Annotated in this window: 14 protein-coding genes; 9 read left to right on the forward strand and 5 right to left on the reverse strand. The window is 61.0% G+C overall.

The genetic code is table 11. From position 1 onward, the window contains the following. Nucleotides 1-46: 46 nt before the first annotated feature. A complete protein-coding gene (locus tag CYR52_RS08160; RefSeq protein WP_101828394.1) occupies nucleotides 47-1,363 on the reverse strand; it encodes a CYTH domain-containing protein in 1,317 nt (438 codons plus the stop codon). Between the two features lie 232 nt (nucleotides 1,364-1,595). After that, nucleotides 1,596-1,769 (reverse strand): hypothetical protein, encoded by a 174-nt coding sequence (locus tag CYR52_RS22625; RefSeq protein ID WP_165699078.1) that lies wholly within the window; start codon nucleotides 1,767-1,769, stop codon nucleotides 1,596-1,598. Between the two features lie 51 nt (nucleotides 1,770-1,820). Here CYR52_RS22625 and CYR52_RS08165 point away from each other — a divergent pair, with 51 nt between their 5' ends. Next, nucleotides 1,821-2,441 (forward strand): TIGR04211 family SH3 domain-containing protein, encoded by a 621-nt coding sequence (locus CYR52_RS08165; protein WP_101828395.1) that lies wholly within the window; start codon nucleotides 1,821-1,823, stop codon nucleotides 2,439-2,441. Nucleotides 2,442-2,583: 142 nt separating this feature from the next. Further along, the gene (locus CYR52_RS08170; protein ID WP_072927229.1) at nucleotides 2,584-3,828 is read left to right on the forward strand and encodes a multifunctional CCA addition/repair protein; all 1,245 of its coding nucleotides are present in this window, start codon (nucleotides 2,584-2,586) and stop codon (nucleotides 3,826-3,828) included. A gap of 78 nt (nucleotides 3,829-3,906) precedes the next feature. On the opposite strand, the gene bacA is transcribed toward CYR52_RS08170, so the two are convergent. Beyond that, nucleotides 3,907-4,725 (reverse strand): undecaprenyl-diphosphate phosphatase, encoded by an 819-nt coding sequence (gene bacA, locus CYR52_RS08175; RefSeq protein ID WP_072927228.1) that lies wholly within the window; start codon nucleotides 4,723-4,725, stop codon nucleotides 3,907-3,909. Between the two features lie 130 nt (nucleotides 4,726-4,855). Next, a complete protein-coding gene (gene folB, locus CYR52_RS08180) occupies nucleotides 4,856-5,212 on the reverse strand; it encodes a bifunctional dihydroneopterin aldolase/7,8-dihydroneopterin epimerase (RefSeq protein WP_072927395.1) in 357 nt (118 codons plus the stop codon). Nucleotides 5,213-5,319: 107 nt separating this feature from the next. Between folB and plsY the strand changes: the two genes are divergently transcribed. Both plsY and CYR52_RS08190 read left to right on the forward strand, forming a co-directional pair. Further along, nucleotides 5,320-5,961: a glycerol-3-phosphate 1-O-acyltransferase PlsY gene (gene plsY, locus CYR52_RS08185; protein ID WP_072927226.1), complete on the forward strand. Its 642-nt coding sequence runs from the start codon at nucleotides 5,320-5,322 to the stop codon at nucleotides 5,959-5,961. A 348-nt stretch (nucleotides 5,962-6,309) separates the two neighbouring features. Then, the gene (locus CYR52_RS08190) at nucleotides 6,310-7,689 is read left to right on the forward strand and encodes an MFS transporter (protein WP_101828396.1); all 1,380 of its coding nucleotides are present in this window, start codon (nucleotides 6,310-6,312) and stop codon (nucleotides 7,687-7,689) included. 8 nt (nucleotides 7,690-7,697) lie between these two features. Here CYR52_RS08190 and CYR52_RS08195 read toward each other — a convergent pair whose 3' ends face one another. Next, a complete protein-coding gene (locus CYR52_RS08195) occupies nucleotides 7,698-8,954 on the reverse strand; it encodes a LysR family transcriptional regulator (RefSeq protein ID WP_072927393.1) in 1,257 nt (418 codons plus the stop codon). A 125-nt stretch (nucleotides 8,955-9,079) separates the two neighbouring features. Here CYR52_RS08195 and galB point away from each other — a divergent pair, with 125 nt between their 5' ends. The 5 genes from galB (at nucleotide 9,080) to mqo (ending at nucleotide 14,625) form a co-directional block, all read left to right on the forward strand. Further along, a complete protein-coding gene (gene galB / locus CYR52_RS08200; protein WP_101828397.1) occupies nucleotides 9,080-9,820 on the forward strand; it encodes a 4-oxalmesaconate hydratase in 741 nt (246 codons plus the stop codon). Continuing rightward, nucleotides 9,817-10,530, forward strand: coding sequence for a 4-carboxy-4-hydroxy-2-oxoadipate aldolase/oxaloacetate decarboxylase (locus CYR52_RS08205; RefSeq protein ID WP_072927222.1), 714 nt, complete (start codon nucleotides 9,817-9,819; stop codon nucleotides 10,528-10,530). The genes galB and CYR52_RS08205 overlap by 4 nt, the downstream gene beginning before the upstream one ends. 5 nt (nucleotides 10,531-10,535) lie before the next feature. Beyond that, nucleotides 10,536-11,630, forward strand: coding sequence for a 4-oxalomesaconate tautomerase (locus CYR52_RS08210; RefSeq protein WP_101828398.1), 1,095 nt, complete (start codon nucleotides 10,536-10,538; stop codon nucleotides 11,628-11,630). Then, a complete protein-coding gene (locus CYR52_RS08215; protein ID WP_101828399.1) occupies nucleotides 11,627-12,520 on the forward strand; it encodes an NAD(P)-dependent oxidoreductase in 894 nt (297 codons plus the stop codon). The genes CYR52_RS08210 and CYR52_RS08215 overlap by 4 nt, the downstream gene beginning before the upstream one ends. A gap of 461 nt (nucleotides 12,521-12,981) precedes the next feature. After that, complete coding sequence (gene mqo / locus CYR52_RS08220) at nucleotides 12,982-14,625, forward strand: malate dehydrogenase (quinone) (RefSeq protein WP_072927216.1); 1,644 nt, start codon at nucleotides 12,982-12,984, stop codon at nucleotides 14,623-14,625. The last annotated feature ends 95 nt before the right edge of the window (nucleotides 14,626-14,720 follow it).

A 14,720-nucleotide genomic window follows, 5' to 3' on the forward strand; every position in this document is an offset into this window, starting at 1 on the left:
CCTTATTGAGAAAAGCCCGCACAAGGCGGGCCGGAAATCAGGGGAATCAGTCCGCTTTGGCGGGTGCGCCGTTCAGCCAGAAGGCGGGTTGCTGCACCGCATGTTTACGGGCGGCTTCCAGCCAGGCCTGCTGCTGTTGCACGATCGATTGTTGCAACGCCTGCCAGTTTTCGATGTAGCTCTGCCAGGCACTTTGCGGGTAAGCCCCGGCCAGCAGATGCAAGGCAATGATCTGGCGGCTCAGGCGCGGCAACTGGTCGCGGTAGCCTTCGTCCGTCAGCGGCTGGCTGAAGGCCTCTTTAATGTCAGCGGCCACGCGGCCCAGCATAATATCGGCGAAGCGTTTGAACGAGCCGTCGAGTTTCTTGCGGCTTTTCTCGTCCACAAAGTCACGCCATTCTGCATTGGCCAGATAGGTAGTAAGCGCTAACTTGCATTTCAGGTAGCCGGCGCTGAAACAGAGTTCAGCGGCATTGGCTTCCGGGTCAGCCAGTTGCGGCTCCAGCTCATTGAACTGGTTACGCAATTCGCTGGTGGCTTTGCGCGGCACCAGCCCGCCAAACAGCGCCAGCGCCTGGCGCACCATGCCCAGCGCTTCAATCATCGCGTGGCGTGCCTGCTTGTCACCGCGCAGCCACAGCTCCTCATGGTATTGCCAGTGGCTGAGCGCCTGCTCCAGCACGCCCGCCATGCCCTGCTCCACCGTGGCCTTGGCCGGCGGCGTCCAAACCGGGATCGGCCGGATTTTGCGCTGCCCGGTGCCCCGTGCCAGCCAGAAGCCGCGCGCGGCCTTACTGAAACCACCCTGGCGCAGGCCGCCCTCGTCACCCAGCCAGGCGGCCAGTTGCAGCAGGTCTGCCACGTTGCCCTCTTTCAGCTCCAGCTCGATTTCCGCCAGCGGTTCGCTCAGCTCCCCGGCTTGTACGGCACCCTGGTCGAGGGCAATCTCAATCTCGCTTTGCTGGTAAGTGACCACCCACTTCTCACGCATGAAATCTGTTTTGAACAGCGGTTGCAGTTCGCCCTGCAACGCGGCCACATCACAGCCTTCCGGCCAGATGTCGGCCGGGAAGCGCGCCAGGTCAAGCTCAGGCTCCTCCAGCGGGACGTTGTATTCCGGCCGCTGGTGCAGCCCGCCCACCGCTTTGCCGCTGGTTTTCACCGTCATTTCATACTGGCCGTCAAAGCCGCGGATGCGCAGGCCGATGCCCTGCTCACGCAGGGTGTTCTCAGCGGTTTCGTAATAGATGTTGGTCAGCTGCTGCGGGGCGCTGTGCTGGCTTTTCAGGGAAGAAACTTTGGCCGGTAATGCCGCGATGGCCTCCGGCGTCGCAATAAATTTCAGTTCAATTTCTACAGTCATCGTTTTTCCGCACCGAAGTTTTCCGGCACCGCCACGGCTGCCGGGCGGGCCTGAGAGAGGCAACCCCACCGGGGCTGGCGTCATATGGCGTACTAAGCCACTTATTTTCTTAAATAGTATCGTAAGAGCCGCAGCGCGTCTTGCGCCATGCAGACAGCAACCGCGCCGCCTGCGAACTTTTTCGCCCTGCCCGCTGTCAGACTACCGATGACGCCGCCGTCACGGCCTGCGCTCACCGACGCACAACATGGCGGTCATGTTGCTGGTAATTTTGCTTAAGTGCGCGGTTCCTGCCGGTTTGGGCGGGAAAAGCCTGATGGCCTGCGGTGTTGGCGACGGTTGGCAGCAGGATAGCCAGCGGGATAGTAAGATAGTTCTCATTCCGGTTTTCGCGTTGCGTCGTCACACTTAACTTATTAGTATCGTTCCCCTAAATTTAGCCAAATACGATGGAATAATGCAGAAATTACGCCTGATTTGCCTTACTTTGCTCACTTTGAGCGTCACCTGGGGCGCCCATGCCGACGAAACGCGCTATATCTCCGACGAACTGAATACCTACGTTCACAGCGGCCCCGGCAACCAATACCGGATTGTCGGCACCCTGAATGCCGGTGATCAAGTGACGCTGCTGAGCACCAATGACAGCACCCACTACGGCCAGATTCAGGACAGCAAAGGGCGCACCACCTGGATCCCGCTCGACCAGCTCAGCGACCAGCCCAGCCTGCGCACCCGGGTGCCGGCACTGGAGCAGCAGGTCAAAACCCTGACCGACAAGCTGACCAACATTGACGGCAGCTGGAACCAGCGCACCGCAGAGATGCAGCATAAAGTCGCGGCCAGCGACGGCATCATCAACGGCCTGAAGAGTGAAAACCAGAAGCTGAAAGACCAGCTGATTGTGGCGAATAAGAAGGTCGACGCGGTCAATGTCCAGCTGGATGACAAACAGCGCACCATTATTCTGCAATGGTTTATGTATGGCGGCGGCGTGCTGGGTGCCGGCCTGATCCTCGGCCTGTTGTTGCCGCACCTGATCCCAAGCCGCAAGAAAAAAGATCGCTGGATGAGCTGAGGCCGCCGCACCGCCTTCCTTCCACACCTCAGGGCACGTTTGTGCCCTTTTGTCTTTCCCGCACGCTACACTGAAAGCAGTTACCTTACCGGCAGGCCGGGCGATGCCCGCTCTCCGGTTGTCATCATGTCAGGAGTCAAACGTGAAGATTTACCTGGTGGGCGGTGCCGTCCGCGATGCGCTGTTGCATCTTCCGGTCACCGAGCAGGACTGGGTGGTGGTCGGTGCCACGCCCGAACAGTTGCTGGAACAGGGCTACCAGCAGGTCGGCCGTGATTTCCCGGTTTTCCTGCACCCGGTCAGCCGTGAAGAGTATGCGCTGGCCCGCACTGAGCGGAAATCCGGCAACGGGTATACCGGCTTCGAATGCCATGCCGCGCCGGATGTCAGCCTGGAGCAGGATTTGCTGCGCCGCGACCTCACCATTAACGCCATTGCCCGTGATGCGCACGGCGCACTGATCGACCCGTACCACGGCGTGCGTGACCTGAACGACCGGGTGCTGCGCCACGTCTCTGCGGCCTTCAGCGAAGACCCGTTGCGGGTGCTGCGGGTGGCGCGCTTTGCTGCCCGCTTCGCCCACCTCGGTTTTACCGTCGCGCCGGAAACCCAGGCGCTGATGCAGCAGATGGCTGACGGCGGCGAACTGGCGCACCTCACGCCGGAGCGGGTGTGGAAAGAGACGGAAAAAGCGCTGCTGACGCGCGATCCGCAGGTCTATTTTCAGGTGCTGCGTGACTGCGGCGCGCTGAAGGTGCTGTTCCCGGAAGTGGACCGGCTGTTTGGCGTCCCGGCCCCGGCGAAATGGCACCCGGAGATCGATACCGGCATCCACACCCTGATGACGCTGAAAATCGCGGCTGAACTCAGCCCGGCGGTGGATGTGCGCTTCTCGGCGCTGTGCCACGACCTCGGCAAAGGGCTGACGCCGCCGGAGCACTGGCCGCACCACCCCGGCCACGGCCCGGCCGGGGTAAAACTGGTGGACGAACTCTGCCGCCGCCTGCGGGTGCCGAACCCGGTGCGCGACCTGGCGCTGCTGGTGGCAGAGCACCATGACCTGATCCACACCATCAACCGGCTGCGGCCGGAGACGCTGCTCAAGCTGTTTGACAGTATCGATGTGTGGCGCAAACCCCAGCGGCTGGAGCAGATGATCATGACCAGCGAGGCCGACGCCCGCGGCCGCACCGGGCTTGAGAATAACCCGTACCCGCAGGGCGACTACCTGCGCGCCGCGTACCATGCCGCCAACAGTGTCTCGATCAAAGAGGTGCTGGACGCCGGTTTACAGGGTACCGCGATCCGCGATGAACTGCGCCGCCGCCGCATCACTGTGCTCACCGACTGGAAACAGCAGCAACAACTGTTGCCGGTTGAGGGGTAAGCAGCGCAGCCCGGCCACAGGTACCTCCCATAAAAAAAGCCCCGTAATGCGGGGCTTTTTGTCAGCGGGACGGGGTTATCAGAAGAACACCGCGTAGAGCACACCGGCCACGATAAAGCGGTAGATGGCAAACGGCACAAACGAGAAGCGCTTGATAACCGCCAGGAAGGTTTTGATCGCCACCAGGGCCACCAGGAAGGCGGTGATAAAGCCCACCGCGAACATCGGCAGGTCAGCCATGCTGAGGAAGCCTATGCTCTTGTAGAGATCCAGGGCGCTCGCCCCCATCATCATCGGCACTGCCAGGAGGAATGAGAATTCCGACGCCGCATAACGGCTGACGCCCATCAGCATCCCGCCGGAGATGGTCGCGCCGGAGCGGGAGAAGCCCGGCCACAGTGCGAGGCACTGGAAGCAGCCAATCATGAACGCCTGCAGGTAGGTGATATCATCCAGCCCCGGTGAACGCGGCTGTTTTGGCTTCAGCCACTCGGCGGCCAGCAGCAGGAAACCGCCCACCACCAGCGCATACATCACGTTTTTTACTTCGAACAGCGCTTTGATCTGCTCATGCAGCGCCAGGCCAATCACCACCGCCGGAATCATCCCCAGCAGAATATGCCCCAACGTCAGCCGCCCTTTGGAGACGCCCTCATGCGGCACCTGACCGAAATGGATGCCGATCAGGCCAAACAACCGGCGCCAGAACATCACCACGACCGCCAGAATCGACCCGAGCTGGATAATCACTTCAAAGAATTTTGCTTTGTCATCGGTAAAGCCGAGCCAACTGGCGACGATGATCATATGCCCGGTAGAGGATACCGGCAGGAATTCAGTCAGGCCTTCAACCACGCCAAGAATAAACGCAACCACTAACGAATGGACATCCGTCATGAAATCTTCCTTACCCCTAAAATTAACGTCATAAAAAAGCGGCATAAATAGATGCCGCTAAATTTCTTCACGTTATGACCAGCTTACCGGCCGATGGTTTCATTTCAGTGACATTTTACTGACCGTAACGTCAGGGCCGCCGGCCACGCTCAATGATCACTCCAACCCGTGCAGCCTGTGCCACTGCGCCGGGCTTACTGACCTTAATACGTACCCACGGCGATTTGAAGCGTGTGAGCAACAATTCAGATACTTCCTCTGCCACCCGCTCCACCAGCGCAAAACGCCCGCCCTCCACATGCTGAAGGATCGCCTGGCTGACATCGGCATAACTCAGGCAGTCATTGACGTCATCACTGGCGGCCGCCGCGCGGTTGTCCCAGGCCATTTCCACATCAAACACCAGCTTTTGTTGGATGGTCTGTTCCCAGTCGTAAACGCCGATGGTGGTGATTACGGTGAGCTGTTCTATAAATACGATGTCCATCATGTCATTCTCTGTTTTTGGCCCGGCCGGATACCACTTCCAGCGGAATATGCGTATTATCCATAGATGCTGCGATTAAAACGACCCCTAATGAACGGAACCACGTTATGAGTGCTACCGCGCTTGGGATGATTATCCTCGCGTACCTATGTGGCTCAATTTCCAGTGCTATTCTGGTGTGCCGCCTTGCCCGCCTGCCCGACCCGCGCCTGAGCGGCTCCGGCAATCCGGGTGCCACCAACGTCCTGCGCATCGGCGGGCGCGCAGCCGCGGCTGCGGTGCTGATTTTCGATGTGCTGAAGGGAATGCTGCCGGTCTGGCTGGCCTACAAATCCAACGTGCCGCCCTTCTACCTTGGCCTGACGGCGATTGCCGCCTGCCTCGGCCACATCTGGCCGGTGTTCTTCCACTTCCGCGGCGGCAAAGGCGTGGCGACTGCCTTTGGGGCGATTGCGCCGATCGGCTGGGACCTCACCGGTTTGATGACCGGCACCTGGCTGCTGACGGTGCTGCTGAGCGGCTACTCCTCACTGGGCGCGATTGTCAGCGCACTGATTGCCCCGTTTTACGTTTGGTGGTTCAAGCCGCAATTCACCTTCCCGGTGGCGATGCTCTCCTGCCTGATCCTGATGCGCCACCATGACAATATCCAGCGTTTGTGGCGCGGCCAGGAAACCAAAATCTGGCACAAGCTGCGCAAACGGCGCGAAGAAGCGCGCAAAGCGGCGGCCGGCCGCAAACCCTCCTGACCCCGGTGCGCCCACGCGGCGCACGGCAGCCTGCTTTCCCTGATACCCCCCTTTCCGGGCTGCGGCCTGCCCGCTGCGGCGCTTTACGTTCCCCATTTTCCGACACCGCTCAACAAATAAATAAAACTCATACCTCAATAACTATTTTACGGCAGACAAACCTGCCGTACCTGCCTAAGTTGATCGCTGTACCTTTTGATGTTTCAAAAATAATACGTTGATTAATCAATAAAAATTATAAGCACGGCCCCGCACCCTGATGCGGCGGCCAGTTTGTTTCGCCGGTGGCAGCCGGTAAAAACTTTAACCCGATCACGTTATTGATAAAAAAAACAGAGAGCGTACCCGATGAGCGATCACCCGATTGTTGACGTAAAAGGCTGGATAGATGCCCGCCCCATTTCCGGCTACCAGTGGCTGGTGCTGGGGCTCTGTTTCATCATCATCATGTTCGACGGCTACGATGCGGCGGTGATGGGCTTTGTGGCCCCGGCGCTGATTGAGCAGTGGGGCATTTCACGGGCAGAAATGGGGCCAATCCTCGGTGCGGCGATGTTTGGCGTGGCGATTGGCGCGCTGATTGCCGGGCCGTGGTCAGACCGTGTGGGGCGTAAACGGGTGCTGCTGTTCTCTGTATTCGGTTTTGCCCTGTTCAGCCTGTTGTGCGCTTTTGCCCGCACGCCGCTGGAGATGGCCGTGCTGCGTTTTCTGGCCGGGCTGGGGCTGGGCGCGGTGATGCCCAACTGCGTCACGCTGGTGTCGGAGTATATGCCGGCGCGCCGCCGTGGCCTGACCATCGCCCTGATGTACAGCGGTTTTAACATCGGTTCCGGCGCTGGCGGGTTTATTGCCGCCGGGCTGCTGCCTGATTTTGGCTGGAAAGCGGTGCTGGCCCTCGGCGGGCTGGTGCCGCTGCTGATGCTGCCGGTGTTGATGATGGTGCTGCCGGAGTCCGCCATGTACATGGTGGTGCGCCGCGTCAGCCGCGAGAAAATCGCGGCGGTGTTGCGGCGTGCCGGCGGCCATTTTGCGCCCAATACCACTTTTGTGCTGAATACGCCGGTGATCCGCAAGCGCGCCGCGGTGCTGCAACTCTTCAGCAAAGGCTACGCAGGCGGCACCCTGGTGCTGTGGATCACCTACTTTATGGGGCTGTTCGTGATTTACCTGCTGAACGGCTGGTTGCCGACCATTATGCGTACCAGCGGCTTCTCGCTGGAGCGCGCCGCGATGATTGCCGGGCTGTTCCAGCTCGGCGGCCCGCTCGGTGGCCTGCTGGTGGGGTATCTGATGGACCGCTTCGCCGCGAAATATGTGATTGGCCTGTTCTATTTGCTGGGGATGGCCTGCCTGCTGGCGCAAGGGCTCGGGGCCTTCGGCCCGGCGGTGCTGGCCGTGCTGGTATTCTTCAGCGGCTTTTGCATTAACGGCGCCCAGAATGGGTTACAGGGCTTCTCCCCGGCGTTTTACCCGACCGAAATGCGTGCCACCGGCGTGAGCTGGATGCACGGCATCGGCCGCACCGGGGCGATCCTCAGTTCCTCTATCGGCGGGGTGCTGCTGGTGACCTTCCCCGGTACCACCAGCATCTTTATTATCCTGGCGATCCCTGCCCTGCTGGCGGCGCTCACCATCACCCGGCACCAGAAAGCGAATCCGCCGGAACAGGTCAAAGGCATCGATATCAACGACTTGCCCGCCCTGTCACGCACCATGAACAACCGGTAGCCGGGGCGTTATGGGGTCGCGGGTAAACCGGCCTGATCCTGCCCTTCGGCACACACCTCGCGCAGGCAGTCGATCATTGCCTGCGCGGCAGGTGAATGCAGGCAGCCCGCGCGGCAGGTCAACCCGATATCGCGGCCGGTGTCCGGCAGGGGCAGCGGCAGCACCACCAGCTCGCCGCTGGCCAGCTCATGCTCCAGCTGATGCGCTGACACCGCCGCCACCATCTCTGAATGCAGCAACAGCCCGCGCACCAACGCCAGATCACCGCTCTCCACCACCGGCTCCGGCGCCGGGATGCCCATCGCCCGGAAGCAGCCGTCCAGCAGGCGGCGTGCCGGTGTCGCCGCCCGCGGCAACACCCAGCGCGCCCGGCGCAGATCCTCCGCGCTCAGTGATGGCGTCACCAGTGGGTGATCCCGCCGCGCCAGCAGCACCATCTCCTCACGAAACAGCGTCTCGCGCGTGATGTCAGCGGCATCGCTGCTGTTGCGCAGCGCCCCGAAAATAAAATCGATGTCCCCGGCGCGCATCTCAGCTGCCAGGGTGCCGAATGCGCTCTCATTGGTAATGACCCTGACCGCCGGGTAGCGCGCCGTCAGCCGGATAATCGCCTGCGGCAGCAGCCGCGTGCGCCCCAGCGGCAGCGCGCCGATGCGCACCGTGCCCGCCAGCACCCCGCGCCGGGCGGCGATATCGGCCGGAATGTGGTTCAGCTCGTTCAGGGCACGGCGGATGTTCGGCTCCATCTCACGCCCGGCCAGTGACGGCATCATGCCGTGCGGGGTGCGCTCCAGCAGTGCGATGCCCGCGCCATTCTCCAGTACTTTCAGCGCGGCACTGACCGCCGGCTGGCTGAGGCCGAGTTGCGCGGCCACCGTCTGCATATGGCGGGTCTGGCACAGGGTGATGAAAATATGCAGCCGCCGCACGTTGAACAGCCAGAGCGGCTCTGCCTCGCTGCGCGCCGGGGCCGGCCGGCCGCGCAGCCGCGCCAGCAGCAGCGGCACCTGGTGCAGTTCTGCCAACGCCCGCCGCGCCCGCGGCAGCACGCATTTGCCGAAGTCTGTCAGCATCATGCCGCCTGCATGGCGCTCAAACAGCGGCACCGCCAGCCGTTGCTCCAAATCGCGGATGGCACGCGTTACCGCCGACTGGGTACGGAATAACTCATCTGCCGCACGCGAGACGCTGCCCTGCTCCACCACCTGAATAAACGCCCTGATTTGCATCAGGTTTACCCCTTCATCATGGGCTGTCAGCTGCATGATTTTCCCCACCCTGAAAACACGATCCTGATGGGCAATATAAATAAAACGCATACCTGCTGCAATCGAATGAATTATCGCCATACCGGACGGCGTGCCAGCATGGAAAAAAACCGGAGGACATCATGAACAATGCCACCCTGAAAAAAAGTGCGCTGGTTGTCAGTGCCCACTCTGCCGATTTCGTCTGGCGCGCCGGCGGCGCCATTGCCCTGCACCACGCGCAGGGTTACGACGTCCATGTGGTTTGTCTCTCATTTGGCGAACGCGGTGAGTCCGCCAAACTGTGGCGCAAAGGCAACATGACTGAAGAGAGCGTCAAAGCAGCCCGCCGGGAAGAGGCCAACGCGGCGGCGGAGATCCTCGGCGCAAGCATCGAGTTTTTTGATATGGGCGACTACCCCTTGCGGGCGGACAAAGACGCGCTGTTCCGCCTGGCGGATGTTTACCGCCGCGTACAGCCGCACTTCGTGCTGACCCATTCGCTGAAAGACCCGTACAACTACGATCACCCGCTGGCGACCCACCTGGCACAGGAGGCACGCATCATCGCCCAGGCTGAGGGCTACCGCCCCGGCGAGCCGGTTGTCGGTGCGCCGCCGGTCTACTGCTTTGAGCCGCACCAGCCGGAACAGTGTGAGTGGAAACCGGATGTGCTGCTCGACATCACCTCCGTCTGGGATAAGAAATACCAGGCGATCCAATGCATGGCCGGGCAGGAGCACCTGTGGGAATACTACACCCGCGTGGCGCAACAGCGCGGCGTGCAGGCCAAACGTAACGTCGGCATCACCAGCAGCCGCGACATCATTTACGGGGAAGGCTATCAGAGCATTTTCCCACGCGTCACGGAGGATCTGGCATGAGTCATCTCGGCAAACGCGGCGTCGTGGTGCGCAACATTCCCCGCGCAGACCACGCGGTGATCGACACCCTGGCCGCTTACGGTGTGGCAACGGTGCATGAAGCGCAGGGGCGCAAAGGGCTGCTGGACCCGGCGATCCGCCCGATCCAGCAGGATCACGGCATTGCCGGCAGCGCCGTGACGGTGCTGGTCGCCCCCGGTGACAACTGGATGTTCCACGTCGCGGTTGAGCAGTGCCGGCCGGGTGATGTGCTGGTGGTCGCCCCCACCTCCCCTTGCAGCGATGGCTATTTCGGCGATTTGCTGGCGACCTCATTGCAGGCACGCGGCGTGCGCGGGCTGATTGCGGATGTCGGTGTGCGTGACACCCGCACCCTGCGTGAGATGGGGTTCGCCGTCTGGTCACGGGCGGTGTATGCGCAGGGCACGGTCAAAGAGACGCTGGGTTCCGTCAACGTGCCGGTGGTGTGCGCCGGGCAGTTGATCGTCCCCGGTGATGTGATGGTGGCGGATGATGACGGTGTGGTGGTGGTACGCCATGCCGAGGCGGCCGGGGTGGCCGCCGCCAGCCGCAAACGTGCGGAGCTTGAGGAGAGCAAACGCGCGCGTATGGCGCAGGGCGAACTGGGGCTGGACATCTACCAGATGCGCCCGCGCCTGGCGGAAAAAGGGCTGCGCTATGTCGACAGCCTGCATGAGCTGGGGGAGTAAGTAAAATGCGCCAGCGCCGGATCCCTTGTTTGCTGATGCGTGGCGGCACCTCGAAAGCGGCCTGTTTTCTGGCCGCCGATCTGCCTGCCGATCCTGTATTGCGTGACCGCGTGCTGCTGGCGGTGATGGGATCGCCCGATCCGCGCCAGATCGACGGCCTCGGCGGGGCCGATCCGCTGACCAGCAAAGTCGCGATAGTGGCGCGTTCCAAACGCCCGGATGCGGATGTGGATTACCTGTTCGCACAGGTGAATGTCGACAAGGCGGTGGTGGATTACGGCCAGAACTGCGGCAACATCCTCGCCGCCGTCGGCCCGTTTGCCATTGAGCGCGGGCTGGTGCCCGCCCGGCCCGGTGTCACGGAAGTCCGTATTTTCATGGAGAACACCGGGCAGGTTGCCGTCGCCCAGGTGGCAACGCCGGACAGCGCCGTGAACTATGACGGCGGGCTGCACATTGACGGCGTGCCCGGCACGGCCGCCGAGGTGGTGCTGACCTTCGCCGACATCGCCGGTTCCAGTTGCGGCGCGCTGCTGCCCACCGGCGCGGCGCGCGATCGCGTTGACGGCATTGACGTCACCTGCATTGATAACGGTATGCCGGTGGTGCTGGTGCGTGCGGCGGATCTGGATCGCAGCGGTTACGAGAGCCGCGAACAACTGGATGCCGACAGCGAACTGAAACAGCGGCTGGAGTCGATTCGCCTGCAAATGGGGCCGAAGATGAACCTCGGTGACGTCAGTGATCGCAGCGTGCCGAAAATGACGCTGCTGGCTGCGCCGCGCCATGGCGGGACAATTTCCAGCCGCACGTTTATCCCGCACCGTTGCCACGCCTCAATCGGGGTGCTGGGCGCGGTGAGTGTCGCCAGCGCCTGCCTGATCCCCGGCAGCGTGGCGGAAGGGCTGGCAGCGCTTACCCCAGGGCAAAACCCGCAGCGCCTGAGCGTGGAGCATCCGGGCGGCGAATTCAGCGTGCTGTTGCGGCTGGCTGCGCAGCAACAGCTGGCCGGGTGCGGCCTGTTGCGCACGGCCCGGCTGATTTTTGACGGCAATGTGTTGATCCCGGCCGCCGTATGGCCGTTTGAAGGAGCACGATGATGGAAATAGCCCGTGTTACGTTGATTGGCTTTGGTGAAGCCGGTGCCATCCTGGCAGAAGAGATGCAGGCGCGCGGCGTGCAGGTCACCGTCTGGGACAGCCAGTTGCTGGGCGGGACGCGCGGCGCGATGCTGGCGAAAGCCGCCCGCTGCGGCGTGCGCCCCGCCCTGTCGCCGGCGGATGCGGTGCAGGGGGCGACGTGGGTCTTCTCTGCCGTGACCGCCGCCAATGCGCTGGACGTGGCGGCCCAGTGCGCCCCGCTGCTGACCGGCGGGCAGGTGTTTCTCGACCTGAACTCCGTGGCCCCCAACACCAAGCGGGCCGCCGCGGCATTGATTGAGCAGCACGGCGCAGATTACCTCGATGTGGCGGTGATGGCCCCGGTGCCGCCGCAGCGCCTTGCCACGCCGCTGCTGATCGGTGGGCCGCGCGCAGAGGAGATAGGCCCGAAGCTGAATAGCCTTGGCTTCCATTGCCGGGTCTGGAGCCGTGAAGTGGGCGAGGCGTCCGCCATTAAGATGTGCCGCAGTGTGATGATCAAAGGGCTGGAGGCGCTGACCACGGAATGTTTGAGCGCCGCGCGCCAGTACGGCGTGGAGCAGGCGGTGATTGACTCCCTGCACGCCAGCTTCCCGTCGCTCGGCTGGCAGGGGGAGTTTCCGCACTACCTGATCAGCCGGGTGGCGGAGCATGGCCGCCGCCGCGCTGAAGAGATGCAGGAAGTGGTGAAAACGTTGCAGGATGTGCAGGTGCCCGCAGCCATGAGCCAGGCCACCGCGCAGACCCAACAAGGCATGGTGGACGCGCTGGCCGCACGCGATCTGACCTATGCGCAATTGACGCCGTTTGTCTGGCAGCAGACGATCGATACGCTGTACGCCAAAAAGTAGAGTGTGGGGGGCCGGATCGGCCCCTTATTTTACGCCTCATTTTAATTCACATTAAATCAACATTAAATTAACCTGACGTATAATTATCCGCCCGCCGGTTCTTTTTTTAGAATAATCAGACTTTTTATTTCCCTTTCACTTTAGCGGTTATTTCTGCGTCGTTTTCCGGGCTTATCCCGCGCATTTATTCTGCCCCCAATCATGATTTGATTTAAGTCCGCTTCCTTCTTAAGGCTAATAACAATGCGTTACTGAATGGTTATTGACTCCGTCGGTTATTAACTGACAAAGGGACTTTAATTAAACGGCTGTTAAATGATATATTCCGCCGCGTTGCGCAAAGGTTGCATATTTGCTTCGTAATTATCATACCTTCAAAAGGTTCCTCCAGCGGCGAGGGACGTTTTTATGTTATTGATAAATAATATTTTTTCTGAACAAGTCCTGGCAAGGTAGTCGTAATGAAGATGAAAGTAGTGGCTTTATTGTGCTCATCCGCGTTGCTCAGCAGCACGCTCGCGCACGCAGCGGAAGACCAGAAAGTGGATGTCCTGTTGATCGGCGGCGGTATTATGAGCGCCACCCTGGGCACCTATCTGAGTGAGCTGGAACCGGATTGGTCAATGGCCATGGTTGAGCGCCTGGACGGTGTGGCAAAAGAGAGTTCCAACGGTTGGAATAATGCCGGTACCGGCCACTCTGCACTGGCGGAAATGAACTACACGCCGGAAAAAGAGAATGGCGAGATTGAGATCGCGAAAGCGGTTGAGATCAACGAAGGTTTCCAGATCTCCCGTCAATTCTGGTCTCACCAGGTGAAACAGGGCGTTCTGAAGAACCCGCACTCCTTTATTAACTCCACGCCGCACATGAGTTTCGTCTGGGGCGATGAGAACGTCGATTACCTGCACAAGCGTTACCTGGCGTTGCAGAAGAGCACCCTGTTCCAGGGCATGCAGTATTCTGACGACCCGAAAGAGATCCAGAAATGGATCCCGCTGGTGATGGATGGCCGTGATCCGAAGCAGAAAGTGGCCGCCACCTGGATGCCGATCGGCACCGACGTGAACTTTGGTGAGATCACCCGCCAGTTCGTCGGCAACCTGCAACAGAAGAAAAACTTCACGCTGGATCTCTCCACGGAAGTGCGTGACCTGAAACGCAACCCGGACAACAGCTGGCACGTTACCGTGGCTGACCTGAAAAATAACGGCGAAGAGCACAGCATTGATGCGAAATTCGTCTTTATCGGGGCGGGCGGTGCGTCTCTGCCGCTGTTGCAGAAATCCGGTATTCCGGAAGCCAAAAACTACGCCGGTTTCCCGGTGGGCGGTTCCTTCCTGGTGACCGAGAACCCGGAAGTGGCCAGCAAACACCTGGCGAAAGTGTACGGCAAAGCGTCCGTCGGCTCCCCGCCGATGTCCGTACCGCACCTGGATACCCGTGTGCTGGACGGCAAGCGCGTGATCCTGTTCGGGCCATTCGCTACCTTCTCCACCAAGTTCCTGAAAGAGGGTTCTCTGTGGGATCTGGCGAAGAGCACCACCGTGCATAACATCGTGCCGATGATGCATGTTGGGATCGATGAATACCCGCTGGTTGAGTACCTGGCCGGTCAGCTGATGATGTCTGACGACGACCGCTTCAAAGCGCTGCAGGAATACTTCCCAGAAGCGCGTAAAGAAGACTGGCGTCTGTGGCAGGCAGGCCAGCGCGTGCAGATCATCAAGAAAGATGAAGAGAAAGGCGGCGTACTGCGTCTCGGCACTGAGATCGTAAGCGACAAAGAAGGCACCCTGGCAGCCCTGCTGGGCGCATCTCCGGGCGCGTCCACTGCAGCACCGATCATGGTGAACCTGCTGGAAAAAGCGTTCAAAGACAAGATGGCGACCCCGGCCTGGCAGGCGAAGATGCGTGAAATCATCCCAACCTACGGCAAGAAGCTGAACGGCAACCCGCAGCTGACCGAGCAGGAATGGCAGATGACCAGCCAGACGCTGCAACTGACCCCGCCGCCGATGATCCCGCAGGATACCCCGGCTGTCGTGGCTCCGGCCAGTGAAAGCAAAGTAGAAGCCAAAGCCGCGACCGACATGCAGCTCTAAGCCTCTCCTTTTCCCCGGTGCCATGCCGGGGAAACATAAAAAAAGCGCCGGTGCAGATTGCCCGGCGCTTTTTTTTGCGTGCCCACCGCGGATGC

Origin of the sequence: Chimaeribacter arupi (assembly GCF_002858805.1) — a bacterium.
Lineage (GTDB): Bacteria > Pseudomonadota > Gammaproteobacteria > Enterobacterales > Enterobacteriaceae > Chimaeribacter > Chimaeribacter arupi.

What these genes read in the sequence shown, in the direction of transcription:
- CYR52_RS08190 (WP_101828396.1), top strand. Translation starts at nt 6,310, where the DNA reads ATGAGCGATCACCCGATTGTTGACGTAAAAGGCTGGATAGATGCCCGC.
- mqo (WP_072927216.1), top strand. Translation starts at nt 12,982, where the DNA reads ATGAAGATGAAAGTAGTGGCTTTATTGTGCTCATCCGCGTTGCTCAGC.
- folB (WP_072927395.1), bottom strand. Translation starts at nt 5,212, where the DNA reads ATGGACATCGTATTTATAGAACAGCTCACCGTAATCACCACCATCGGC.
- CYR52_RS08195 (WP_072927393.1), bottom strand. Translation starts at nt 8,954, where the DNA reads ATGCAGCTGACAGCCCATGATGAAGGGGTAAACCTGATGCAAATCAGG.
- CYR52_RS08205 (WP_072927222.1), top strand. Translation starts at nt 9,817, where the DNA reads ATGAGTCATCTCGGCAAACGCGGCGTCGTGGTGCGCAACATTCCCCGC.
- galB (WP_101828397.1), top strand. Translation starts at nt 9,080, where the DNA reads ATGAACAATGCCACCCTGAAAAAAAGTGCGCTGGTTGTCAGTGCCCAC.
- plsY (WP_072927226.1), top strand. Translation starts at nt 5,320, where the DNA reads ATGAGTGCTACCGCGCTTGGGATGATTATCCTCGCGTACCTATGTGGC.
- CYR52_RS08210 (WP_101828398.1), top strand. Translation starts at nt 10,536, where the DNA reads ATGCGCCAGCGCCGGATCCCTTGTTTGCTGATGCGTGGCGGCACCTCG.
- CYR52_RS08165 (WP_101828395.1), top strand. Translation starts at nt 1,821, where the DNA reads ATGCAGAAATTACGCCTGATTTGCCTTACTTTGCTCACTTTGAGCGTC.
- CYR52_RS08160 (WP_101828394.1), bottom strand. Translation starts at nt 1,363, where the DNA reads ATGACTGTAGAAATTGAACTGAAATTTATTGCGACGCCGGAGGCCATC.
- CYR52_RS08215 (WP_101828399.1), top strand. Translation starts at nt 11,627, where the DNA reads ATGATGGAAATAGCCCGTGTTACGTTGATTGGCTTTGGTGAAGCCGGT.
- bacA (WP_072927228.1), bottom strand. Translation starts at nt 4,725, where the DNA reads ATGACGGATGTCCATTCGTTAGTGGTTGCGTTTATTCTTGGCGTGGTT.